The sequence below is a fragment of the Nocardioides daedukensis genome, from assembly GCF_013408415.1.
Classification (GTDB): Bacteria; Actinomycetota; Actinomycetes; order Propionibacteriales; family Nocardioidaceae; genus Nocardioides; species Nocardioides daedukensis.
The window spans coordinates 2,771,548-2,794,102 of the sequence record NZ_JACCAA010000001.1; the positions used below are offsets into that span (position 1 = coordinate 2,771,548).

The 22,555-nt window shown below is 61.5% G+C and carries 24 protein-coding genes and 1 tRNA gene; 22 read left to right on the plus strand and 3 right to left on the minus strand.

Annotation, left to right across the window (positions count from 1 at the left end; translation table 11 throughout):
- The first annotated feature begins 92 nt into the window (after window positions 1-92).
- On the plus strand, window positions 93-1,793 hold the full coding sequence (locus BJ980_RS13675; RefSeq protein WP_179502804.1) for a DUF4012 domain-containing protein: 1,701 nt from the start codon (window positions 93-95) through the stop codon (window positions 1,791-1,793).
- 20 nt (window positions 1,794-1,813) lie between these two features.
- On the opposite strand, the gene BJ980_RS13680 is transcribed toward BJ980_RS13675, so the two are convergent.
- Window positions 1,814-2,176, minus strand: a complete 363-nt coding sequence (locus tag BJ980_RS13680; protein WP_179502805.1) for a DsrE family protein — start codon at window positions 2,174-2,176, stop codon at window positions 1,814-1,816.
- 23 nt (window positions 2,177-2,199) lie between these two features.
- Here BJ980_RS13680 and BJ980_RS13685 point away from each other — a divergent pair, with 23 nt between their 5' ends.
- Together BJ980_RS13685 and BJ980_RS13690 are read left to right on the plus strand one after the other, a co-directional pair.
- Window positions 2,200-2,694 carry a heme-binding beta-barrel domain-containing protein gene (locus BJ980_RS13685; RefSeq protein ID WP_179502806.1) on the plus strand — a complete coding sequence of 165 codons (495 nt, stop codon included), beginning with the start codon at window positions 2,200-2,202 and terminating at the stop codon, window positions 2,692-2,694.
- Window positions 2,691-3,155, plus strand: coding sequence for a Fur family transcriptional regulator (locus BJ980_RS13690; RefSeq protein WP_179502807.1), 465 nt, complete (start codon window positions 2,691-2,693; stop codon window positions 3,153-3,155). Before BJ980_RS13685 ends, BJ980_RS13690 begins: the two co-directional genes overlap by 4 nt.
- Here the strand turns inward: BJ980_RS13690 and BJ980_RS13695 are convergent.
- Window positions 3,094-3,561, minus strand: coding sequence for an acyl-CoA thioesterase (locus BJ980_RS13695; protein ID WP_179502808.1), 468 nt, complete (start codon window positions 3,559-3,561; stop codon window positions 3,094-3,096). The two genes, BJ980_RS13690 and BJ980_RS13695, sit on opposite strands and share 62 nt — an antisense overlap.
- A gap of 33 nt (window positions 3,562-3,594) precedes the next feature.
- On the opposite strand from BJ980_RS13695, the gene ygfZ reads away from it, so the two are divergent.
- The 19 genes from ygfZ to BJ980_RS13790 all read left to right on the plus strand — a co-directional run bounded on the left by ygfZ (window position 3,595) and on the right by BJ980_RS13790 (window position 21,531).
- A complete protein-coding gene (ygfZ, locus tag BJ980_RS13700; protein WP_179502809.1) occupies window positions 3,595-4,551 on the plus strand; it encodes a CAF17-like 4Fe-4S cluster assembly/insertion protein YgfZ in 957 nt (318 codons plus the stop codon).
- A 36-nt stretch (window positions 4,552-4,587) separates the two neighbouring features.
- Entirely contained in the window at window positions 4,588-4,953 is a 366-nt protein-coding gene (locus BJ980_RS13705; RefSeq protein ID WP_179502810.1) for a phosphomannose isomerase type II C-terminal cupin domain, read from the plus strand.
- A 61-nt stretch (window positions 4,954-5,014) separates the two neighbouring features.
- Window positions 5,015-5,088: transfer RNA gene (locus tag BJ980_RS13710), tRNA-Gly, on the plus strand.
- Between the two features lie 118 nt (window positions 5,089-5,206).
- Window positions 5,207-5,503: a DUF4193 domain-containing protein gene (locus BJ980_RS13715; protein WP_179502811.1), complete on the plus strand. Its 297-nt coding sequence runs from the start codon at window positions 5,207-5,209 to the stop codon at window positions 5,501-5,503.
- A gap of 102 nt (window positions 5,504-5,605) precedes the next feature.
- A complete protein-coding gene (locus BJ980_RS13720; protein WP_179502812.1) occupies window positions 5,606-6,061 on the plus strand; it encodes a hypothetical protein in 456 nt (151 codons plus the stop codon).
- 242 nt (window positions 6,062-6,303) lie between these two features.
- Complete coding sequence (locus BJ980_RS13725) at window positions 6,304-6,501, plus strand: cupin domain-containing protein (RefSeq protein ID WP_343047812.1); 198 nt, start codon at window positions 6,304-6,306, stop codon at window positions 6,499-6,501.
- Window positions 6,502-6,771: 270 nt separating this feature from the next.
- On the plus strand, window positions 6,772-8,286 hold the full coding sequence (locus BJ980_RS13730; protein WP_179502813.1) for a hypothetical protein: 1,515 nt from the start codon (window positions 6,772-6,774) through the stop codon (window positions 8,284-8,286).
- A 240-nt stretch (window positions 8,287-8,526) separates the two neighbouring features.
- Complete coding sequence (locus BJ980_RS13735) at window positions 8,527-9,297, plus strand: FkbM family methyltransferase (protein WP_179502814.1); 771 nt, start codon at window positions 8,527-8,529, stop codon at window positions 9,295-9,297.
- Between the two features lie 215 nt (window positions 9,298-9,512).
- A complete protein-coding gene (locus tag BJ980_RS13740) occupies window positions 9,513-10,541 on the plus strand; it encodes a polysaccharide biosynthesis protein (RefSeq protein WP_343047813.1) in 1,029 nt (342 codons plus the stop codon).
- Window positions 10,538-11,515: an MraY family glycosyltransferase gene (locus BJ980_RS13745; RefSeq protein WP_179502815.1), complete on the plus strand. Its 978-nt coding sequence runs from the start codon at window positions 10,538-10,540 to the stop codon at window positions 11,513-11,515. Before BJ980_RS13740 ends, BJ980_RS13745 begins: the two co-directional genes overlap by 4 nt.
- Window positions 11,512-12,744 carry a glycosyltransferase family 4 protein gene (locus tag BJ980_RS13750; protein ID WP_179502816.1) on the plus strand — a complete coding sequence of 411 codons (1,233 nt, stop codon included), beginning with the start codon at window positions 11,512-11,514 and terminating at the stop codon, window positions 12,742-12,744. The genes BJ980_RS13745 and BJ980_RS13750 overlap by 4 nt, the downstream gene beginning before the upstream one ends.
- Entirely contained in the window at window positions 12,734-13,675 is a 942-nt protein-coding gene (locus BJ980_RS13755; protein ID WP_179502817.1) for an NAD-dependent epimerase/dehydratase family protein, read from the plus strand. Before BJ980_RS13750 ends, BJ980_RS13755 begins: the two co-directional genes overlap by 11 nt.
- Window positions 13,672-14,793, plus strand: a complete 1,122-nt coding sequence (locus BJ980_RS13760; protein ID WP_179502818.1) for a polysaccharide biosynthesis C-terminal domain-containing protein — start codon at window positions 13,672-13,674, stop codon at window positions 14,791-14,793. Before BJ980_RS13755 ends, BJ980_RS13760 begins: the two co-directional genes overlap by 4 nt.
- 5 nt (window positions 14,794-14,798) lie before the next feature.
- Entirely contained in the window at window positions 14,799-15,920 is a 1,122-nt protein-coding gene (gene wecB, locus BJ980_RS13765; protein ID WP_179503911.1) for a non-hydrolyzing UDP-N-acetylglucosamine 2-epimerase, read from the plus strand.
- Between the two features lies 1 nt (window position 15,921).
- A complete protein-coding gene (locus BJ980_RS13770) occupies window positions 15,922-16,890 on the plus strand; it encodes a glycosyltransferase (protein WP_179502819.1) in 969 nt (322 codons plus the stop codon).
- Window position 16,891: 1 nt separating this feature from the next.
- Window positions 16,892-17,755, plus strand: a complete 864-nt coding sequence (locus tag BJ980_RS13775) for a glycosyltransferase family 2 protein (RefSeq protein WP_179502820.1) — start codon at window positions 16,892-16,894, stop codon at window positions 17,753-17,755.
- Window positions 17,756-18,059: 304 nt separating this feature from the next.
- Entirely contained in the window at window positions 18,060-19,118 is a 1,059-nt protein-coding gene (locus tag BJ980_RS13780) for a glycosyltransferase family 4 protein (RefSeq protein ID WP_179502821.1), read from the plus strand.
- A gap of 2 nt (window positions 19,119-19,120) precedes the next feature.
- Entirely contained in the window at window positions 19,121-20,389 is a 1,269-nt protein-coding gene (locus tag BJ980_RS13785; RefSeq protein WP_246279977.1) for an oligosaccharide flippase family protein, read from the plus strand.
- Window positions 20,386-21,531: a glycosyltransferase gene (locus BJ980_RS13790; RefSeq protein WP_179502823.1), complete on the plus strand. Its 1,146-nt coding sequence runs from the start codon at window positions 20,386-20,388 to the stop codon at window positions 21,529-21,531. The genes BJ980_RS13785 and BJ980_RS13790 overlap by 4 nt, the downstream gene beginning before the upstream one ends.
- Here the strand turns inward: BJ980_RS13790 and BJ980_RS19595 are convergent.
- Window positions 21,528-22,508 carry a CgeB family protein gene (locus tag BJ980_RS19595; protein WP_425490326.1) on the minus strand — a complete coding sequence of 327 codons (981 nt, stop codon included), beginning with the start codon at window positions 22,506-22,508 and terminating at the stop codon, window positions 21,528-21,530. The two genes, BJ980_RS13790 and BJ980_RS19595, sit on opposite strands and share 4 nt — an antisense overlap.
- Window positions 22,509-22,555 lie beyond the last annotated feature (47 nt).

Genomic DNA, 22,555 nt, shown 5'->3' on the forward strand with positions numbered 1-22,555 from the left:
CTCCCGGTCCCCCGGGAGGCAGTGGCATTTCTGCAGGAGTTGGGTTCTAGGTGTTGAAGCGGCCGCGGTTGTGGGTCCTCGGGTTTCTGTTCGTGATCGTCCTCGCGGGCGTGTGGGCCGGCTGGCAGGCCTGGCAGGTCCGTGCGGACCTGATGGCCGCCCAGTCGGACGCCCAGTCGCTCAAGGCATCCCTGCTGGCCGGTGACCAGCAGGCCGCCGAGGGCCAGCTCAAGGATCTGCAGGAGCACAGCGAGAGCGCCTCGGAGCGCACTGACAGTGCCACTTGGTCGGTCTTGGAGGTGCTGCCCGTCTTCGGCGATGACGCCAAGGGCGTGCAGGTCGTCAGCAGCGTGCTCGACGACCTGGCTCGTGACGGCCTCCCGGCACTGGTCAAGAGCGGGACCGACCTCGACGCGGGTAGCTTCGCGCCGCGCAACGGCAAGATCGACATCGAGTCTGTCAAGGCGATTACCGAGCCTGTCTCTGCCTCGGAGGGTGCCTTCGCCGAGGCGGACGAGCGTCTGCGCGCGGTGGACTCCGACGGCTTCGTCGGTGCCTTCAAGACGGCGTACGACGATCTCTCGGGGCAGATCCGTTCTGCCAGCAGGAGCATGGACGCCGCTGCCCGAGCCGCCGACATCCTGCCGAGCATGCTCGGTGAGTCCGAGAAGCGCACCTACATGCTGGTCTTCCAGAACAACGCGGAGCTCCGGTCCACCGGCGGCCTGCCGGGTGCCGGTGCGATCGTGACCGCCGACGACGGCGACATCGAGATGACTCGCCAGTTCGTCGCCACCGACTTTCCCTACAAGGAAGGCGACTCGCCGCTCCCGGTCACCTTGGAGGAGCGGGCGATCTTCGACACCAAGGTCGGCGACTACTTCCAGGACGCCAACTTCACCCCCGACTTCCCGCGCACCTCCGAGCTGATGGCCGCGCACTGGAAGCGCGAGTTCGATCAGAAGGTGGATGGCGTCATCTCGATCGACCCGATCGCGCTCGCCTATCTCCTCGGCGGCACCGGGCCGGTGACCGTCGACGGGGTCACCCTGACCAAGGCCAACGCGGTCGACGAACTGTTGAACAAGACCTACCTCAAGCGCTCCGGCACGGAGCAGAACGAGTTCTTCGAGAAAGTCGCGAAGCAGATCTTCGAGAAGTTCAGCGCAGGAGAGGGCGACCCCCGCAAGATCCTCGAGGCGCTGGCCCGGGCCACCGACGAGCGGCGGCTGCTGGTGACCTCCTTCGACAAGGCGGAGCAGGCCAAGCTGGCCGGCACCAAGGCGGCCGGCGAGATGTCGGCCGGCGACGGTGACGGCCAGATCGGGGTCTATCTCAACGACGCCACCATGTCGAAGATGTCCTACTACCTCGATTATGACGTGAAGGTCCGCGCCACCGGTTGCAACAACGGCGTGCAGAAATATTCGGGCACCTTCACGCTCAAGGCAGAGACGCCACCCAACATCGCCAAGCTGGCCGACTCCGTGACCGGCGTGGGCATCGATGATGCCAAGAAGGGCGACACGGCCGTCCTGGCGCACATCTATTCACCGGTGGGCGGTGACATCGACAAGGTCTTCATGGACGGCGAGGTGCTGCCCGACCGGTTCAATGAGCACGAGGGACACGTGGTCTCCTCCGTGGCCCTGATCTTCGAGCCCGGCGAGCGGCACGAGGTCACCTTCCGGATGACCGGCAGTCCCGGTCACCAGGGCGCGACCGACGTCGTGGTCACCCCCGGCACCAAGATGCAGAACGAGTCATCCCGGGTGCCTTCCCCCTGCAACTGACCGCCAGCAGCTGACGTCCGTCAATAGACGATCGCCTGCACGCCCTCGCCGAGTGCCTCCTCGACGAAGACGGGCGCCCCGGCGATCCGCACACCACTCAGGGTGTCTTCGGGCGTGATCCCACGCCGGTCGGCGCACTGGGTGCAGAGCGTCACCTGGCCGAGCTCGCGCACGGTCGAGAGCAGGTCGGCCAGGGGGGCGGCCAGCGGCAAGGAGAACTCCTCGGCCTTCCCGGGCACCGCGAACCACGCCGCCTCACCGGTCAGCCACAGTCCGACCTCCACGCCGGAGGCGGCAGCGGTGGCGGCAACGGTGAACGCCTGGTTGCACCGCTCCGGGTCCTCGGGGCCACAGGTCACCTTGATCAAGAGTCGTCGAGCCATGCCAGCAGCCTAGACTGACCCCCATGCCTTTCGAGTTGCCCGAGAACCTCCACCCCGACTGCGGCCCGATCGCCTGGATGCTGGGCACCTGGCGCGGCAACGGCCACGGTGACTATCCGACGATCGAGAAGTTCGAGTTCGGCCAGGAGCTGATTTTCACCCACGACGGTCGCCCGTTCTTCCACTACATGGCCCGGGCATGGATCGTCGACGAGAACGGCGAGAAGGTCCGCGACGCGGCGATCGAGACAGGCTTCCTCCGCGCGCGCGGCGAGGGCAAGGTCGAGTTCGTGCTCACGCATGCCAGCGGTATCGCCGAGGTCTGGTATGGCGAGGCGGGCGCAGGCAAGCTCGAGATCGCCACCGATGCCGTCGTGCGCACCGAGTCCGCCAAGGAGGTCACCGCCGGCAAGCGGCTCTATGGCAACGTCGAGGGCGACCTGCTCTATGCCTATGACATGGCCGCGGTGGGCCAGGCTCTGCAACCTCACCTGTGGGCTCGCCTCAAGCGCCAATGAACGACTTCGCCGACAAGATTCGCTCCAGCGGCAAGCGCCTGACCGCCCAGCGCGAACTGATCCTGCGTGCGGTCGACCACCTGGGCCACGGCACTCCTGACGAGATCCATGCTGAGGTGCACAAGCACTCGACGGCGGTGAACCTCTCCACCGTCTATCGCAACCTCGAGGTCCTCGAGGAGCTCGGTCTGGTCCGGCACACCCATCTCAGCGACCGGGCGCCGACCTATCACTCGGTGACTGACCACGAGCACTTCCACATGGTCTGTCGCAACTGCGAGAAGGTCACTTCGCTCGACCCCGCCATGCTGAGCGACTTCGTGGCGCGCCTGCGCGAGGAGCACGGTTTCGAGCCGGACATCGGCCACCTGGCCGTCTTCGGGCACTGCCTCGACTGCGTCAGCGCATCGCCACCGGCGCAGCCAGATAACGCGACAACACCTCACGGGCCTGATCACTGATCTCCCACCCGTCACCGGTCGAGGTGTCCCGCAGCACCTGGGTCGTCTCGGCCACCGCCGTCGGCTCTCCCTCGGCACTCGTGCGGATCTCGGTGGAGAGCCCGAACGAGGTCGTGCCGATCCGGCTGATCCACATCCGGGCCAGGTAGGGCTCGAAGGGAGAGAAGTACATCTCTGCGCGATATTCGACGCTCTGCGAGACGACGAGCTCGACCACGCCCACGGGCATCACCCCCAGCAGGCCGGTCCGTTCACCCGTGCCGATGTCGGCGAACCGCAGGAACAGCGTGCGCGCCTCGGAGATCACCCGGGCGATCTCGACGTTGTCGACATGGCCCCCGACGTTGAGGTCCCGCAGTCGGACCTGGATCTCGCAGTCATACACCTGGGGTGTCTCAGCAGTCATGTGCGCATTCTTGCCGCCGCGTAGGCTGGAAGCGTGAGCAGCCCACTTCTTGACCTTCCAGGAGCCGTCGCCGGCGACGGCATCGACGCCCCTGTCGCCGCGCACTACGGCTCCTTCAACACCGAGCAACGCGCACTGGAGGCGGGTGAGGGGTTCGTGGACCTGTCGCACCGCGAGGTGATCACCCTGACCGGCCCGGACCGGATCACCTGGTTGCACTCGTTGACCACGCAGCATGAGAGCGAGTTGGGATCGGGTCGGCCGACGATGGCACTCATCCTCACCCCACAGGGCCACGTGGAGCACGCCTTCTATGGTGTCGACGACGCGGCGCGGGAGACCTTCACTGCTCACGTCGAGCCCGGCACGGCGGCTGCGCTGATCGACTTCCTGCTCAAGATGCGCTTCATGATGCGCGTCGAGATCACTGACGTGACCGAGGACCTCGCCGTGACCTGGCGTCCCGCTGCGCGGCAGGACGTCGCCTTCGACGGCTATGAGTTCATCCCCCGGGACAAGCTGACCGACTATGCGGCGGCGGCCGGTCCGGCGGCAGGGATGTGGGCCTTCGAGGCATTGCGCATCGCCCGTGGGGAAGCGCGCCACGGGATCGACACGGACCACAGGACGATCCCCAACGAGGCGGGGTGGATCAACACCGCCGTCCACCTCGACAAGGGCTGCTATCGCGGCCAGGAGACGGTGGCCCGGGTGCACACGCTCGGTCGTCCACCGCGTCGATTGACGCTGCTGCACCTCGATGGTTCGGAGAACCGGCTGCCCGCGGCAGGTGCGGAGCTTCGTGACGGCGAGAAGGTGGTCGGTTTCGTTGGGTCCTCGGCGCGGCACCATGAGCTCGGTCCGATCGCGATCGGCATGGTCAAGCGGAACGTGTCGCTCGATGCCACCCTGGATGCCGACAGCATGCCGGCAGGCCAGGAGATGATCGTGGATCCCGATGCGGGACTGCACGTTCGCCCACTACGCTGATCCAGCATTGATCGATTGCAGCGAACGGATGAGCAGATGAATCTCGATTCAGCCGAGCGCCCCTGGGGCTCATGGCATGTCCTGGACGACGGACAGGGCTACAAGGTCAAGCGGATCCACGTGCATCCCGGGCAGCGGTTGTCCTATCAGACCCACAAGCACCGCTCCGAGCACTGGGTGGTCATCTTCGGCATCGCCACCTGCATGATCGACGGCAAGACCGTGGTCGCCGGCCCTGGGGAGTCGATCGACGTGGCCACCGGGGCCGCGCACCGGATCACCAACGAGCACGCCGAGGAGCTGGTGATCATTGAGGTCCAGCACGGTGCCTACACCGGCGAGGACGACATCTGTCGTCTCGAGGACGACTATGGGCGCCAGGACGAGGAAGCCACCGCCTGATCGCACCGTCGCGGCGGATGTGTCATGCTTCGACCTGCCAGGCTCGTCAGAGGCTGGCTGTGCGGACGTGGTGTAGTTGCAGCACGCTTCCCTTCCAGGGAAGGGGTCGAGGTTCAAATCCTCGCGTCCGCTCCACATTCTCAGGCCGAGTCGATCACTCCCGGCGCCTCACGAATTGTCGCTGAAGCGACCCTCGTGACGGACCGCGCGAACACTCGCCTAGCATTCGCCTTTCACGTGAGAGGACACAACCATGGCCACCGACTACGACGCATCCCGCAAGACTGAAGAGGAACAGAAGGAAGAGAGCCACGAGGCTCGACGCCTGACTTCGGGCGAGCAGGACAAGACCTCGGGCAAGATCGACGTCGACGAGACCGAGTTGGCCGAGTCGTTCGAGCTGCCTGGCGCGGACCTCTCCAACGAGACCCTGTCCATCGAGGTCGTCCCGAAGCAGGCCAACGAGTTCACCTGCACCGGCTGCTTCCTGGTGCAGCACACCTCCCGGCGCTCCGCGCCCAACGTCGATCTGTGCAACGACTGCGCCTGAGCTCAAAGAGCTTACGTTTGGCATCGCCGAAGTCGAGGACCGACCACGGGACAGCACATACACTCACCGCAGTGAACCCATCCCCAGCCTCGGGAGACCCTCATGAGCTCAGTCCGTCAAGACTCCGCCACGTTCACTGAGCCGCCCGAAGCCGTCTTCCGGGCTGCACTCGGTGTCCTGCAGAACGCGAAGGGCTTCACGCTTCTGGCAGCGCACAACGGCGGCGGCAGGCTGGTCGCGCGGGAGAAGGCGATGATGTCGAACCCCAAATTCTTCGACATCCGCATCGCCGGGGAGGCGGGAGCCTCCCAGCTGAACGTCGTAGTTGGCACCGACCCTCGAACGCCGAAGGCGCTGATGGACGGAAGAGCGAACGACAAGGCGCTCAAGAACTATCTCGCGAGCGTGCGTGGGGCTCTTGACGGGACCAGCCCCGCTCCCGCGACGCCCGTGACTGACCACTTCGTGCAGAAGAAGGCCGAAATGCCTTGGTCCGACCCGAGCCAGGACACGGCGATCGAGGTCGGCGGCAATCTCCGGGCGGCGTACGGGCTCTAGCCCGACGGACCTCTTGCAGAGAGAGGCGACCACGGTGAGCGCAATCGGCGACTCCGGGCTGCTTCTGGTCCTGCTGGCAGGTACGGCGTGGGTTGTCTGCTCGCACAGCTCGAGGTGACAGAGGTGGTCGGCGGATGGATGCTGGTCTGGTGCCTGGAATGGTCGATGCGATCGAGCCCCCTCGGGTCGGTGATGTAGCACCGTTCCGAGCACTGGGTGATCATTTTCGGCATCGCCACTGCGTGATCGACGGTGAGACCGTCGTGGCCGGTCCGGGCGAATCGATCGACGTCCCGACCGGTGCCGCGCACCGGATCACCAACGAGCACTCCGAAGCGCTGGTGATCAGCGAGGTGCAGCATGGGGCCTACACCGGTGAGGACGACATCTGTCGGCTCGAGGATGACTATGGGCGCAGGGACGAAGCGATCGCGGTCTGATCGGTCGCTTGATATCACCGCCGTGATGCATCAGCACCGCTCACTGCCCCGGGGAAGGGGCCGCTAACCGCGGAGCGCGGCGAGGAAGACGACGTCGTGCCGGGCAGAGTTCGCGACCGTCAGTGGGCAGGTCTCATGTCCGCCAGCGGGCACCTTCGCGGCCGATTGCGTGTTGCCGTGCGCTGTCGATTGACCGTCCCGCCTGGCTTCTCGCGTTACATACTGAGCCGATTGCGTGGGGCGGGCGTGATCTGACGTAATGTGCGCGCCATGACGTCCGCGGCCACTGCGATCCAGCAGGACAGCGCCTCCGGACTCGATCTCGCCGCCGCAGATCGGCCCCGGAGCGGGCTCCTCGCGTTGCTGTTCGCGGTGGCGGCCCCTGTGTTGGTGTTGTTCGCTGGGACCGACGACGCGTCGCCGAGCCGGATCTGGACAATGGCGCTAGCGACGCTCTGCATCGGCGTCAGCGGCGCCTTGTTCATCAGTCGTCGGACGGGCCTGCTTGTGGCGCTGAGCCGCGGCAAGTTCGGGCCTTGGGCGTCACTGTCGTTCGCGGTCGCCTTCGGAGCGACGTCGCTTCAGTGGCTGCAGCCGCAGGACGGGACCGCGGCGATGATTTCTCGCGACAGCGTCGTCACGGCTCTCGGCGTGGTGATGCTCGGTCAGATTCTCTGGATCGCTGGGTACCTTGCCAGCATCCTCAGTCCCCTGCACACGTCCGCGCGATGGGTGTTCGACCGCGTCATCCCGCCTGAGGGCGCGGACCGCCAATGGCGCACGTCCGGGGTCTGGCTGTTGTTCACCATGGGGTTGGTCGGGCAGGGCTTCCGGATCTACACCAACGGCTTCGGGTACCTCGCCGACGCTCAGACCTCCGTGTCCAGTTTCTCCGGCCTCGGCCAGGTCTCAGCAATCCTGAGCAACATGGGTCTGTACGCCGTGGTTCTCGCTGCCGTCAATTACTTCTCGACGCGACGGCAAGGTGGACTCGGAGCGCTTGTCATCGTCGCCACGGTGCAGGTCGGGCTCGGCCTTATCCAAGGCGTCAAGGAAGGCGTGGCCTTAACCAGCGTGGCCATCATCCTCAGCTACGCACTAGTCCGTGGCCGGCTACCTCTAAAATTTTTCGTGGTGTGCGTACTGCTGTTCACCTTCGTCGCGGTGCCGTTCGTCACCGCCTACCGGGACGCCGTCCGCGGTGGCGGCACGGACGGGTCGATCGGCTCTGCCGTGGCCGCTGCCCCGGGGGTCGCTGCCCAAGAGATCGAGAACGGGCAGTTCAGCAAGAGCTACATTGACCTGGCGGCTCGGCTTCGCATGATCGACAGCCTCGCGATCGTGACCCAGCGGTCTCCGGGGCAGATCGCCTACGCATCGCCCGCTGAACTGGTAGTGCAGCCCGTGATCGGACTAGTGCCTCGCATTTTCTGGCCGGGGAAGCCCGGGTACCTCAGCGGGTACGAGTTCACTCAGACCTACTACGGGCTGCCCCCCAGCGTCATCTCGGCGTCCGCCGTCACCCCACCCGGCGATCTTTATCGCCACGGTGGGCTGACCATTCTTCTGCTCGGGATGTTCTTCCTCGGCGGGGTGTACCGGCTGCTCGACGACATGATCAGGGCAACACGAGACTTCCGCCACCTGTTCGTGGTGGTGAGCATGTTCCCCCTACTGGTGAAGCACGAGGCCGACGTGGTGTCGATCCTTCTCAGCATTCCCGTGACCCTGGTCGGCGTGGCCATCGCCGTCCGCCTCCTCGCTCTTGTGGGTGAGCGCGAGTGAAGTACGTGTTCGCGCTCGCGACCGGTCTCTTTCTCGGTCCTGGGGCTGGCGCTGATCGAACCGCTCAAGGACTGGCCGCGGATCGCGGCGGGAGTGGCTGCGTTCGGTGTGGCCGGGGAATGGACAGCAGCCCTCCCGGTGCCCAATCGTGTTTTCCTTGGGACGCCGCCACGAGGCGGGCGCTATGGTACCGGCATGGGACACAGGGGACTCCGTGCTGCCGTGCATACAGCGGAGCGAATGGCAGGCAGACAGCGCCTAGCAAAACTAGCTCGCCTGGTAACGGATGAAGTCCGACTCGATACTGCAAACGACCTGAGCCACAACGGCGAATCCGAAATTCAACGCGCCGCGCTGACGGATCCCAACCCCACCATCTTCGACGTAGGCGCGCACTTTGGTGAATGGTCGGGCTCCTTGCTGAGCCAACCCGGATCCACTCCAAACCTGCACATGTTCGAGCCGTCTGCGTCAACGAGCTCGCGGGCGCGGAACATCGTCGGCGACCGAGGACAGGTGCATCAAGTCGCCCTTTCTGATCATGTTGGCGCCGCCGAGTTGCAGATAGTGCACGAAGGTGCCGGATCGAATTCGTTGGTCCCATTCACAGCAGTCGGGCGCACTTCAGGAGTAGTCGAAGAGGTGGAGCTCTCTACCGTCGACGCCTTTGCCGATCAAGCAGGCATCCCGAGGATCACGTTGCTGAAGATCGATGCGGAGGGTCACGATCTCGCGGTCATGCGCGGCGCTACCCGCATGTTGTCGAGGCAAGCCGTGGATCTAATCCAGTTTGAGTACAACATCCGCTGGATTGATAGCCGTGTCTTCTTGCTCGACGCGTTCGAGTTACTCATGCCGTTCGGCTACTCGATGGGCAAGGTGACGTCGCGTGGGGTGGAGACTTACCCGACGTGGCACCCCACCTTGGAGACCTTTCGCGAGGGCAACTACTTGGCATACCAGCCATCGTGGGCCGATCGCCTGCGCACCTTTGACTGGTGGGGCGGCTAGACGATCGTCCCCACGGCGTCTTTCCAGTTGGTGCCATCTGGTGAGGTCGAGGTGCCCCTCTGAGCCACGGTCGTTACTAGTGGTGTAGTCACTTCGGGTCATGCGCATATGACCCGTGGGCCTGAAGGCTCTCGTGCAGTGAGACCCTCGTCCCCGTACACTCGTTGGGGGCCAAACTGAGGGTCTCGGAACTGGTCCAAACATGGGGGAACTAAGTGTCAACGACGACTGCCGCAACGCAGGCGACAGTTCTGGTGACTGGTGGTACCGGCTCGTTCGGTTCGACGATGATTCGTCGTCTGCTCAACACCGACGTACGCGAGGTCCGCATCTTCAGCCGCGACGAACTGAAGCAGGACGACATGCGCCGCGCACTGAACGACTCGCGCGTCCGCTTCTACATCGGTGACGTCCGGGACTACGACAGCGTTGACCGCGCAACGCGTGGCGTCGACTTCGTGTTCCACGCGGCGGCTCTGAAGCAGGTTCCGTCATGTGAATTCTTCCCGCTTGAGGCCGTGAAGACCAACGTCCTTGGCTCCCACAACGTCATCGAAGCCAGCAACGCCAACGGCGTCGCGAAGGTCGTTTGCCTGGGCACCGACAAGGCGGTCTATCCGGTCAATGCCATGGGCATCTCCAAGGCCATGATGGAAAAGACCGCGCAGGCCTTCGCCCGCAACAACCCGACCGCGAACACAGTGGTCTCCACCGTCCGCTACGGCAACGTGATGGCTTCGCGCGGGTCCGTGATCCCGCTCTTCATCGAACAGATCAAGGCTGGCAAACCGCTCACGTTGACTGATCCGGAGATGACGCGCTTCCTCATGTCGCTGGACGAGGCCGTCTACCTGGTGGAGCACGCCTTCGAGCATGCCCAGCCGGGCGACCTGTTTGTCCGCAAGGCTCCCGCGTCCACTGTCCGTGACCTCGCGACCGCGGTCGCTGAGCTCGCAGGAGCCGACACCGACCTTCAGGTGATCGGCACCCGCCACGGAGAGAAGCTGTACGAGACGCTCGCGACGCGTGAGGAACTGGCGCGTGCGTCCGACCAAGGCGATTACTACCGAGTGCCGGTAGATGCGCGGGACCTCAACTACAGCCAATACTTCGAGGAGGGGGAGAAGGCCGTCGAGAGCGTCGACGACTATCACTCCCACAACACCGAGCGTCTGGATGTCGGTGGAGTGAAGGACCTCCTGAATTCGCTTCCGGCGTTCAAGGTGCTGCTGGAGACCTTGTGATCGCGTTCTTCGTCGCCCTTGCAGCGACGATTGTCTGTACGGCGGCACTCCTGCCGCTACTCCATGGTCGGCAGGTGCTCGATGTGCCGAACGAGCGGTCATCGCATGATGTGCCCGTTCCTCGTGGAGGAGGAATCGCCGTGATCGCCGGCATCATGCTGGCTGCTGCAGTCGCCGAGATGACGGGCGCTCCTGTCCCGTGGCCTCTGTTGGTCGCTGTAGTGGCATTGGCTGGCGTCGGATTCATTGACGACGTCCGCACCCTCGGTGGCGGGGTCCGACTGGGGCTTCAACTTCTTGCGGCTATCGCCCTCACGGCCTGGGCTGCCATCGAGTACGCCGGCCCCGGGCTCGCGACCGCGCTGTTCGTGAGCATCTCCATCGTGGCGATCGCGGGTTACGTGAATGCCTTCAATTTCATGGACGGCGTCAACGGGATCTCGGCACTGAACGCACTAGTTGCGGGTGGGTGGTTCGCTTTCGTCGGCCATGAACAGGCTACGGACGAGTTGATGGTCGCGGGACTGGCTCTGGCCGGGGCAAGCCTCGGATTCCTTCCGTGGAACGCACCCAAGGCACGCATCTTTCTGGGCGACGTAGGTAGCTACGGGGTTGGGCTGTTGATCGTTGGCATGGCGGTCGTTGCTTGGGCAGATGGTGCCTCGTGGCTCCTCTGTGTTGCGCCCTTGGTGCCCTACGGAGTCGACACCCTTTGGGCCTTGATCAAGCGCGGGCTCGGACGCCGCCCGTTGATGTCTGCGCACCGTGAGCACGTGTATCAGCGTCTGGTCGACTCGGGATGGCAGCATCTGACCGCGGCGGCGCTCACGGCAGTGGCATCTTTGGCTTGCATACTCGTAGCGTGGTGGGGAGACGACGTTCCATTGGTAGCGGTTCTGGCGCTGGCTGTGCTCTCCTTTGGATACCTCTCCCTCCCCAGACTCACTCATAGCTCGCTCGGACTTTCCGCATGAAAATCGCCTTCGTGACTCAGTGGTACGACCCCGAAGTCGGCTCGGCAGCCATCCCAGGGGCGATTGTGCGCGCTCTCAAGCAGCGCGGCCATGACGTAGAGGTGGTCACAGGGTTTCCGAACTATCCGCACGGCAGGCTGTACGACGGCTACCGGGTCCGTCCATACAAGCGGGAGACGATTCGTGGCGTGACGGTTCATCGCGTCCCGCTCTATCCGAGCCACGATGGTTCCGCGGCGCGCAGAGTGCTGAATTTCCTCACCTTCATGATCAGTGCCTCGACGCTTGGTGCTGCGGTCGCGCGGCGATCACAGGTCACGCTCGTCTACTCAACACCTGGAACAGTCGGACTGGTTGGCATCGTCCTGCGGAAGTTGATGCGTCGCCCGTTCGTGCTCTACATCCAAGACGTTTGGCCCGACACTCTGACGGCGACCGGCATGCTTCCTAGTCGTCTGGCTGGGCCCGCAGAGTGGCTCCTTCACAAGTTCTGCAATCAGGTCTATCGCTCAGCCGGGCGCATAGCTGTCATCTCTCCGGGCATGAAGACGCTGCTGGTGGGCCGTGGCGTTGATTCGGAAAAGATTGACGTCGTCTACAACTGGGTCGACGAGGATCTCTTCCAAGTTGCGCCGTCGGCTGTGAACGACAAGGCTTTTGAGGTTATGTACGCCGGGAGCATCGGTGATGTTCAGGGTTTGGAGGTCGCGGTGCGCGCGATTGCCCGAGTCGGGGGCGAGTCCAACGTCGTTCTCCGACTCGTTGGCACCGGTGTTGCCACCGATCGACTGGAGAAACTTGCATCAGAGTTGGGTGTCTCCGGTCGGGTGGTCTTTGAAGGGCCACGAAACATCGATGAGATGTCGGCAACTATGGCCACAGCGCACGTTCAGCTTGTTTGCCTGAAGGACGACCCGCTGTTTCACCTCACCATGCCCAGTAAAATCCAGGCAATCCTCGCTACGGGGTGTCCACTAATCACCTGCGCGCCGGGGGATGCGGCAGAGCTCACGATGGCATCGGGCGCCGGTTGGGCAGTCCCTGCAGGGGATGATTCGGCGCTCGCCGAAGCGTTCAGGGAGGCATCGCGTCTGTCCGCAGTTGAGCTTCGAGGTCTAGGCACAGCCGGCAGGAGCTACTACGAATCGCAATTGTCATCGCGAGTTGGCTCTCAACGACTCGAGGCGGCACTCGCCAAGGCAGCAGGGACGGATCGTCATGCAGGCTAGGAAAATCGTTTTGTTCGGTGCGAGTGGTTTCGTGGGGTCGGCGGTGGCACAGGAACTGGCTCCCCAGCACGATGTTGTGGCGGTTGCGGCTCCAAGGCTGTCTTCCGTGGCCCGGACCGCAGCCGAGGTCCTCGACGAGGCGGACTGCATCGGCGATGTGGATGATCTGGCTGCCCAACTCAGTGGTGCCGACGTAGTGATCAACGCAGCTGGCAATCCTGATGCATCGTCGCTGGACGAGGACGTGCTTTTCGGTGCGAACGCGCTTTTGCCAGCGATTCTGCTCAAGGCCTCGAACGCTGCCGGGGTTGGGCGATTCGTACACATCAGCTCGGCCGTGGTCCAGAATGACAAAGACACTCTGGACTCGACGGAGGACATGCGGCCGTTCTCGCCGTACTCCGCGTCGAAGGTGACCGGCGAGCTGGTTGTACGGGCGCTCAGCAAGCCGACCGTTGAAATTGTGCGCTACCGACCGCCGTCAGTGCACGCGCCCGAGCGACGCGTAACGCGAATGATCGGGCGAATCGCGAGCTCGCCCGCCGCTACGGTTGCGCGCCCAGGTGATCAGGGCACGCCGCAGGCGTTGCTGCTCAACGTTGCCGCAGCTATCGCCTTCCTCGCTACGACTGATGTGCGTCCGCCAGCTGTGGTCCACCACCCATCTGAAGGTGTGACCGTCACCAACCTGATGGTCGACCTATCTGGCGGGCAGGTGCCTCGTCGCCTACCCCGTTGGCTTGCGAAGGCGCTGGTGGCTGTCGCAAAGCGACTGGGTCGGATACATCGACCAACTGCAGCGAACGCACGCAGAGTGGAACTGTTGTGGCTCGGTCAAGCCCAAGCAGAGAGTTGGCTGTCCGACGTGGGCTGGGTCCCGCCAGTTGGTCGCAATGGATGGAAGGCGTTGGCTGCGGTGACAAAGTCATGAAAGTCGCCATCACTGGGGGGCACGGGTTCCTTGGCTGGCACACGTCGTGTCGCCTGCGAAGCACGCGGGGAATCGAACCCGTTCGTCTCAATAGAGCGGAGTACACCGACGGCACGCTGTTCTCCGCAGTTGGTGAGGCGGATATTGTCATCCACGTTGCGGGAGTGAATCGCGCAGACAGTGACACGGCCGTCGAGGCTGGCAACGTTGAGCTGGCACGGCTCCTTGCAGACTGCATTGAGAAGAGCGGTCGTGCAATCCACGTGGTTTATGCGAACTCGATTCAGGCCAAACTGGACAACCCTTACGGGCGCGGCAAAGCTGCCGCTGCAGAGATTCTGCGTACCGCCACCGACTCCAATGGCGGGACCATGAGCGACGTGCTCTTGCCCAACCTGTTTGGCGAGCATGGGCGTCCTGGATACAACTCCTTCGTGGCAACGTTCGCGAGCGATGTCGCTCAGGGTGGGAGTCCAACAGTCACGGGTGACCGTGAGATCGAACTTTTGCACGCGCAACGTGCGGCCGAGGTGCTGATTCGGGCTGCTGAGGAACGCATTGACGGACCCGTCGAACCGCGTGGGGTCCCACGTCGCATTGCCAAGGTCCTCAGCATGCTTGTGAGTTTCAATGAGCTATATGCAAGTGGAGAGATCCCCGACCTGACGGACTCGTTCGCGTTGGACTTGTTCAACACCTATCGGTCCTATCTCCGGACAGACCACTTCCCGATCCACCCTCAGATCCACGCGGACCCCCGCGGCGAGCTATTCGAAACGGCGCGCACCCACGGCGGAACGGGACAGGCATTCGTGTCCATCACTGTGCCTGGCGCGATGCGTGGGGATCACTACCACCTGAACAAGGTCGAACGCTTCTTTGTCGTCAAGGGGGAAGCCGAGATCAAACTGCGGCGCCTGCTACACGACGAGGTGTTGACGTACCGTCTATCCGGAGATCAGCCGGGGTTTGTGGACATGCCAACGATGTGGGTACACAACATCAAGAATGTTGGCGAAGGCGAGCTCATCACCATGTTTTGGGCAGACCAACTGCTCGATCCGGTGAACCCGGACCAGTTCCCTGAGAAGGTCACTGCCGAGGAGGCAACGCGTTGAAGGTCATGACAATCGTGGGCACCCGTCCGGAGATAATCCGCTTGGCACGCGTAATCCAGCGACTCGACGCCACGTCTGGGATCGAGCATGTGCTCGCTCACACCGGACAGAACTACGACCATAATCTCAACCAGGTCTTCTTCGACGACCTAGGACTGCGGGCACCAGACCACTACCTCAATGTAGACACGGCGTCCCTGGGAGCCGTGCTGGGTGGAACGCTGATCGCAGTGGAGAAAGTCTTGATCGACGAAAAGCCCGATGCGGTGCTCGTACTCGGCGACACAAACTCGTGTATTGCCGCGGTGATGGCGAAGCGGATGCGCATCCCCGTCTATCACATGGAGGCTGGCAATCGATGCTTCGATGAGAACGTCCCCGAAGAAACGAACCGACGCATGGTTGACCATGTCGCCGATTTCAATCTCGTCTACACGGAGCACGCGCGTCGGAATCTCTTAGCGGAGGGCCTCCACCCGCGACGCATCCTGCTGACCGGTTCACCGATGAGGGAGGTCTTGGAGCGTTATAGGCCTCAAATTGACGCCTCAGTCGTTCTGTCCGCGCTTGAGCTCGCCCCGCAGCAGTACTTCCTGGTTAGCGCCCACCGCGAGGAAAACGTCGACTCGCCCGAACGGTTGAGGATGCTCCTTTCCTGTCTCTCCGCAGTGCGGGAGCAGTGGAATTTGCCGATCATCGTTTCAACGCACCCCAGGACGCGCAAGCGGCTCGAGCAGTTGGACGGCTACACAAAGCCGCACGGGGTCACTTTCTTGGAACCATTCGGGTTCCATGATTACAACAAACTTCAGCTCGAGGCCGCGTGTGTTCTCTCCGACAGCGGCACCATTGCTGAGGAATCCTCCATCCTCGGTTTCCCGGCCGTGACACTGCGCGACGCTATCGAGCGACCCGAGGCACTGGACGCTGGTGCGATTTTGATGACGGGGTTGGCTCTGCAGGCCGTATTGACGAACGTCGCAGCTTCGATGGCGGATCCGAACACGGGCGACCATCTGCCAGCAGGATACGAGGTACGCGACACTTCTCGTCGAGTTGTCGCCTTCATGCTCTCCACAGCGGGACTGCACCACCAGTGGGCCGGCATTCGCCGGTCGGAAGGCTGACATGTGCCAGGACGTTGTCATTGATTGTGCGGGTGCCGCGATGGGTGGTGCTGCACGCTTCCTGAAGGAACTTGACGCATGGATTGGGGAGGGGACCAATGGCCCCAAGATCATTGGGCGTGATCAATCGCTCTCGCCGTCGTGGCTAGTGAAGCGTGAACGGCACATATGCGATTCGGCGCAGCGGATCGCGCTGAACAACGTGAGCTTCATCCTCGGCCGGGGACCGCGGACTGTCTTACTGCGCAACGCTCTTCACTTCGCGACGGCAGGAGAGTTGGCCGGACTTGGCTACGATTTGCCACCGGCGATCAAGGTACAGATCCCTATAGTTCGCGCCGCTGTGCGGAGAGCGGACACGGTGGTCGTCCCGTGCACCGCTATGGCCGACAGGGTTGCAAGGTTCGTGCCAAAGGTGGCCGAGCGCATTGTGGTGCGCCCGCACCCTGTGGCGTCCAGGCCCTGGGCTGGGTTCGGTGTCAGCGGGAAGGAACTCCTGATGCCCATCCTGAACGCTCCCTACAAGAATCTTGAGTTCCACCTCGCCAACGTTCTTGAGGCAAGCCAGGAGGCAACTCTGGACCGCGTCTATGTCACTGCGGAGGCTACCGAGTTCTCTGGACAGCTACGGTCAGATCCTCGGGTCGAGTTTGTGGGCCAGCTCAGCGCTTCTGACCTTGATCGTTACTGGCAGCTATGTCGAGCCATCTACTTTCCCACTCAACTTGAGTCCTTTGGTTATCCATTGGCGGAGGCACGAGCCAACGGACGACGAGTGGTAGCTCTGAACACGAGCCAGAATCGGGAGATCGCTGGGTCGGCGCTCGCGGCCTTCGAGTTGGATGATCGAGACTCGCTAGCGGCCGCAATCGATGACGCAATGGGTGTAACTAGATCACCGGACAGAGAGACCTTCGACCCGAACTCATACTTCTCTTGGCTGACGGGCGGCGGCGCTCATGAAAAGTGAGATGCCGGCGATCTACACGCCAGAATCGGGGCCCCCGCAGAAGTCAGTGGGTGTTTCAGTCATCGTCCTCACGAAGAATGAATCCCTCAACATTGTCCGATGCTTGGCCTCGGTGGCTTGGGCGGATCAAGTGCTGGTAGTCGATTCCGGTTCCACAGACGAAACAGTCCAACTTGCTTGTGATAGTGGTGCTGAAGTGGTTGAGACAACTTGGCGCGGATTCGGAGCTCAGCGGGAATACGCTTTGCGGCTAGACGTTCTACAAAACAACTGGATTTTCTTTGTCGATGCAGACGAATGGGTCTCCGGGGAACTGGCTCGTGAAATATTGCAAGCGATCAGTTCAGGATCGGATAAAGTCGCCTATTGGATGTTTTTTCGGCTAGTATTTCAAGGTCGATGGATTCAGCACTGTGGTTGGTATCCAAGTTCCCGAATCATACGGTTGATGGATCGCAGAAGAGTGCGCTTCGGATCTTCAAAGTTCAGCGAGCATCCTGACGTACAAGGCAGCGTGGGTCGGCTACAAAGTGACTTGGTGGATGACGACCAGAAAGGCTTGTCCGCCTGGCTGCATAAACACGTGGACTACGCCGAGCTTGAATCGCAGCGACGTCTTGCTCCAGCTCCAGGTAAGTCAGCGCGTCGAGAGCATGAATCGCGATTGCGGTACCTGCTGAAGGATCGTGTCGCCGGGAACGTGCCCATGCGTCCGTTGGTTCAGTTCATATACATGTATGTTCTGAAACGTGGCTTTCTTGATGGAAGTGCAGGCTTTGCCTTCTGTTTCTATCACGCATGGTTTCAGTTTGCTGTCTCGAATCTCCAGGCCGAGACAAACAGAGTTGGGCCAACTCGCAGTTGACTGCGGAGAGGGGGCCGTGCCGACTGGCGCCGCGGAAGGCGACTTCCCTGCACAAAGCTATGCTTCTGAGTGAACCGAACTGCTTACGGACCAAGTCTGTCGAGAGTCCATGGTCGTTCATTCGGAGCGGACAGCGCTTAGACCGGGTTGTCGTTGGCGTCCTAGCCTCACCGTCGTCCATCCGAATCGCTTCACCGGTTGGGCAGCGATTCAGGTGCCTAGGGTCTCGTCAATTACCGATATTGGTTTCTTTATGCGGATCGCGCTCCGAGGCTTGGCTTACATATCGAAAGGAAAGAGAAACATGACTTACCCACGCGTGCTACTGCTCGCTCCCTCGCGCAGCCTCGGGGGCGGTATCGAGCGATATGTGTCTACAGTCGTTGACGGTTTCGAAGCCAACGATGTGCACTACGAGCGGGTGGATCTGCGTACGGGCGAGGCCTCCACGCGTCTCGCTGACTACTTCAGAGTGTGGCGGGCAGGGTGGCGTTGGGGTCGGCGCAATATTGGTAAGCCCCTCACGATCGTGGTGGCCCATCGAACACTTCTTGCTTTGGCCTTGGTCTTGCGCAAACTGCTCCGTCAGGACGCAACAATCTCCGTGGTCCTGCACGGTAATGACATCTGGACCTCGAGGCGGCGCAATGAGATGCGGATGCTCAGAGCGCACGACGTTCGTGCCGTAGCTGTGAGCGCATATAGTTCTGGGGCCCTCGCTCAGCACGTCAATGCGACCATCTTGCCTCCAGGGGTGAGTCGGGAATGGTTTGAAGAATTGCAGCGAGCCGGGAGGGATCGGACTCGGGAGGCATCAGATGACCACATCGTTATGACCTCTTTCCGCCTCAATCAGTGGATCGACAAGGGTCTGCCAGTTCTTGTTGCTGCTATTGAGTCCGTTGAGCTTCCAGTCCGAATAGTGTTGTGTGGTAGCGGCCGAGTCCCTCCTGAACTGACGACCTACCTGAGTGATCATCCGTGCGTCACGCTTCGGGTGGGCATTCCGGATGCTGACCTTGCCGATCAGATGTCGGCGGCCGACCTATTCGTTCTAGCCACTCGCACTCGGCAAGGGGACTCGGCAAGCGGGGAGGGATTCGGACTGGTTCTTCTGGAGGCGCAACTGGCGGGGACTCCAGTCATCGGTCCGGCCTTCGGAGGTTCACATGATGCATTTGTAGAGGGCATAACGGGGCTGTCGCCGGTCGATGAGACCATTGAGAGTCTCGCAGAGAGCATCAAACTGTTGCTGCAGGACAATGCTATGAGGGCGCAGTTTGCGAAGTCTGGTCAGAAACTCGCCCGGGCACGGTTCGATCCCTCCAACTATTCGGCTCTTTTGCTTCGTCGATTGCTTTGAGCATGCCAAATGTTCGAAGTAGGGCTCGTCGGTTCCGCCAGTCGCCGACAATACAGGCGATTATTAGGACTGCAGGATTCAATGTAGTTAACACCGTACTTGCGGGCGTCGGTGGAATTCTGGTGGCCCGTGTTCTCGGAGCTAGCGGCCGAGGCGACTACGCGGTCCTAATGACGTGGTTGGGGCTGGCACTCATTGTCGGCGAACTAGGTCAGACGGCGTCGGTGACCTATCACGTGGCACGGAACCCCGAACGAGCGCGTGACTATGTGGCGACCTCGGTGCGGACCATGATCGTATCGGGTCTACTTTGTCTTCCTCTGGCCTTTGTCTTTGCCAAGTACCTCAGTGACGGAAGAGACGCTCGAGAGTCGGCATTTCAAATTCTCGCCCTGGTTCTTCCGGTGGCATTTGTGGCAGCCAGTTTCACGTTCGCCCTGCAGGCGACCCGAATCGATCTCTGGAACTGGGTTCGGTTCTCCCAGCCGTTCGTGTGGTTTATGGTCCTTGTCCCGTTGGCGTACTTCGGGGGCGTTTCTCTGACGCATCTGATGTGGATTTATCTGAGTTCGGTGGTCCTGCAATTTGGGATCGCACTCTGGTTCTGCAAGAAGACAAGCCTTTTAAGAGGGCGTTATGAGGGCAAATTCTTACGCCCCATGCTTGTCTACGGACTTAGCCACTTGGCCTCGACCCTTCCTGCCGGTCTGATTAGACAGTTGGATGTTCTATTCTTGGCAGTCTTTGTTTCTGCGTCACAAGTAGGTCATTACGCGGTTGCGGTCGCATACGCATCTCTAAGTTTTCCGTTAGCGGCGGCGGTGGGGAGTGTTCTTTTTCCTCGGCAGGCGCGATTGGGATCGCCTAACCGGACTCTGCGGCGTTCAGTATTCCTTGTTTCTCTCGCGACCATGCTCTGTATGGTCCCGATGATTCTGGTCGCTCCCTTCCTGCTGCCCCTTGTTTTTGGCGACGATTTCTCTGCCTCCGTGTCGATCCTATGGTTCCTATTCCCTTCTCTTTTGGCTCTCTCGGCCAATCAGGTGTGCGGCGACCTTTTACGTGGTATGGGCAAGCCACAGAGCGTGGCCTGGGCGACGTGGATCAGTCTCGTCGTCCTCGTCGTCCTTCTGTTTTTTTTGGTTCCATCATCTGGAATACGAGGGGCGGCGATCAGTACTAGTATCGCGCAAGTCGTGGCGTGCGGAACCCTGATGTTCCTGTTGTTTCGCAAGAATTCTGGCGTCTTGGAAGAAGGTGCAAACCTATGACGATCGATAACGTACCGCGGGTTTCCATTGTTGTATCCCATCCTATTCAGTATTTTACGCCGCTCTTCAATGCCTTGAGTAAATTTGATAGCTTTGAGCTTGACGTTGTGTATGGGAACGACGCCGGCGTGAGAAGCCAGTATGATCCGGGATTTGACCTGAATCATTCATGGGATATCGACTTGGTGTCTGGACACTCTCACCGCTTCATATCCCAAGGCGACGTATCGCGTCTTCGTCTAGGCGTCCTGTCTCTCTATGGACTTTTCAAAGTCACCAGAGGCCGTGATCTTGTTGTGATTCACGGTTACACGGAGCCAGTCAGCATTGCGGCCGTCTTAGTTTGCTGGGTGTTGCGAGTCCCGTACCTGCTGCGCATGGACACGTCTGAGCGAGCGAAGCACCCTTGGTTCAGCTTGCGTTCGTGGTGGCCCCGACTTGTTGCCCGGCTAGCCCACGGTGGCCTTGCTGTGGGGCAACGCAACATGAGTGTGTTGCGAGGGCTTGGTGTGCGCGATCCCAAATTGGTCCGGTTCGCGATCGATGACGCGCGTTTTCGACAGGCGAGAGTTGTTGACGGCGCCAACCGCCGGATAGTTCGGGAAACGCTTGGGTTGCCCGCAGATGCTGTTCTAGTGGTGTATGCGGGAAAATTTGTCCAATTGAAGGGCGTGCACGATTTGTTGGCTGCCGTGGCGGAGTTGGACGTGCATCTAGTCTGTATCGGTGACGGTGTGGAGATGTCGGCAATGCGCGATAGTGCACCGAGAGGAAAGGTCACGTTCACCGGGTTCAAGAATCAGACTGAGATTCCTGCCTACCTCGGAGTCGCTGATGTGGTCGTTCTGCCCAGCCATTATGAGCCTTGGGGACTCATTATCAATGAGGCCATGGCTGCTGGCTGCGTCCCTGTTACCTCGGACGCCGTTGGTTGTTCTCCAGATCTCGTCGAGGGCGTGGGCTGGGTGCACCGACCTGGTGATGTCGACGGTCTGCGTGTTGCGCTTCAAAACGCGACGAAGTCGGTAGGGAGTGCTGACGTTGCTCGTCGTGTGTCAGAGCGCGTGGCCATCTTTTCCCTGCGCAACAGTGTCGCTGACTTTGAATTAGCGTTGGTGGGGTACCTAGGCGCACGCGACTAGACCAAGTCGGTCAAGATGCGTCGCAGGCGGTGCTGGTATGTGTGCTCACTCAACGCCCGATGAGAAGCAGCCGCCCCAAGTGTGCGACCGAACCCTGGATCAGCCAAGAGCCTGCGGGCTTTGACCAAGAGGTCCGCGTACGACTCGTACGTGATGATTTCAGTTTCGCAATCAAAAAGATCGGCGATGGGTTCTCGGTGCTCGCACAGGATCGCTGCGCCGCTCGCGGCGGCTTCGAACAGACGACAGTTGGCTCCGTTTTCTGCCGGATGAAGGTTGTTGAGGACAGCTCGTGATTGCTGAAAGACGCGCGCCTTCTCATCGCGGGTCACCGAACGGCCTGTGTGGTGTGCGTGGATTGCACGCTGGGGCATCCATCTTGGGAAGCCGCTTCCATAAAGGGCAATGGGAATATCGTCCGCGAGTAATCGATCCAGCACTCGAACTCGCGATGGGTACATATTTCCAACGACAGCCACTGAGTTCGTAGTCTGACCCTGCCCGCTCGGGCGGTGCCATGCAGGATTGCAGGCTTCAGGGAGGTACTCGACCGATAGTTCTGTCTGCTGCCTCAGACGCCTCACGAGTTCTGGATCTTTAAAATAGACCGTGCTGTAATCGGCAGCCAGCATGAGTTGGCGCCCCAAGTTCGACACTGCGTCTGGGAACCAAAGCGCAATTGGAATGCCGGCCCCGCGGATGAGTTGCACCGTTTGGGGTAGGAGTCGGGCCGTGACGCTTAGGATGGCGTCGCACTCAGCCTCTATGGCGCGCTCAGCAAACCTTCGCTGTTGTCTCTCGTCCCATCGGAAGACTGACTCTGAGGCAAGGTCATTGAGTTGGTTCAATCGCGCGGACTGGCTATGCATCCTTGGAGTCCCTAGAGCGACAGGTTGAACGTCCAAGTCCGGCAGGCAGTGCATCAGATTATCGGCAAACGAGTCGGGGTGTTGTGGTCCCACGATGCCTATACGCATTAACGTAATCCTCTACTGAAGGGAGCTGAGTTGGAGGCTCATCGTTC

What these genes read in the sequence shown, in the direction of transcription:
- BJ980_RS13680 (WP_179502805.1), bottom strand. Translation starts at nt 2,176, where the DNA reads ATGGCTCGACGACTCTTGATCAAGGTGACCTGTGGCCCCGAGGACCCG.
- BJ980_RS13685 (WP_179502806.1), top strand. Translation starts at nt 2,200, where the DNA reads ATGCCTTTCGAGTTGCCCGAGAACCTCCACCCCGACTGCGGCCCGATC.
- BJ980_RS13690 (WP_179502807.1), top strand. Translation starts at nt 2,691, where the DNA reads ATGAACGACTTCGCCGACAAGATTCGCTCCAGCGGCAAGCGCCTGACC.
- BJ980_RS13695 (WP_179502808.1), bottom strand. Translation starts at nt 3,561, where the DNA reads ATGACTGCTGAGACACCCCAGGTGTATGACTGCGAGATCCAGGTCCGA.
- BJ980_RS13705 (WP_179502810.1), top strand. Translation starts at nt 4,588, where the DNA reads ATGAATCTCGATTCAGCCGAGCGCCCCTGGGGCTCATGGCATGTCCTG.
- BJ980_RS13715 (WP_179502811.1), top strand. Translation starts at nt 5,207, where the DNA reads ATGGCCACCGACTACGACGCATCCCGCAAGACTGAAGAGGAACAGAAG.
- BJ980_RS13720 (WP_179502812.1), top strand. Translation starts at nt 5,606, where the DNA reads ATGAGCTCAGTCCGTCAAGACTCCGCCACGTTCACTGAGCCGCCCGAA.
- BJ980_RS13730 (WP_179502813.1), top strand. Translation starts at nt 6,772, where the DNA reads ATGACGTCCGCGGCCACTGCGATCCAGCAGGACAGCGCCTCCGGACTC.
- BJ980_RS13735 (WP_179502814.1), top strand. Translation starts at nt 8,527, where the DNA reads ATGGCAGGCAGACAGCGCCTAGCAAAACTAGCTCGCCTGGTAACGGAT.
- BJ980_RS13750 (WP_179502816.1), top strand. Translation starts at nt 11,512, where the DNA reads ATGAAAATCGCCTTCGTGACTCAGTGGTACGACCCCGAAGTCGGCTCG.
- BJ980_RS13755 (WP_179502817.1), top strand. Translation starts at nt 12,734, where the DNA reads ATGCAGGCTAGGAAAATCGTTTTGTTCGGTGCGAGTGGTTTCGTGGGG.
- BJ980_RS13760 (WP_179502818.1), top strand. Translation starts at nt 13,672, where the DNA reads ATGAAAGTCGCCATCACTGGGGGGCACGGGTTCCTTGGCTGGCACACG.
- wecB (WP_179503911.1), top strand. Translation starts at nt 14,799, where the DNA reads ATGACAATCGTGGGCACCCGTCCGGAGATAATCCGCTTGGCACGCGTA.
- BJ980_RS13770 (WP_179502819.1), top strand. Translation starts at nt 15,922, where the DNA reads ATGTGCCAGGACGTTGTCATTGATTGTGCGGGTGCCGCGATGGGTGGT.
- BJ980_RS13775 (WP_179502820.1), top strand. Translation starts at nt 16,892, where the DNA reads ATGCCGGCGATCTACACGCCAGAATCGGGGCCCCCGCAGAAGTCAGTG.
- BJ980_RS13780 (WP_179502821.1), top strand. Translation starts at nt 18,060, where the DNA reads ATGACTTACCCACGCGTGCTACTGCTCGCTCCCTCGCGCAGCCTCGGG.
- BJ980_RS13785 (WP_246279977.1), top strand. Translation starts at nt 19,121, where the DNA reads ATGCCAAATGTTCGAAGTAGGGCTCGTCGGTTCCGCCAGTCGCCGACA.
- BJ980_RS13790 (WP_179502823.1), top strand. Translation starts at nt 20,386, where the DNA reads ATGACGATCGATAACGTACCGCGGGTTTCCATTGTTGTATCCCATCCT.
- BJ980_RS19595 (WP_425490326.1), bottom strand. Translation starts at nt 22,508, where the DNA reads ATGCGTATAGGCATCGTGGGACCACAACACCCCGACTCGTTTGCCGAT.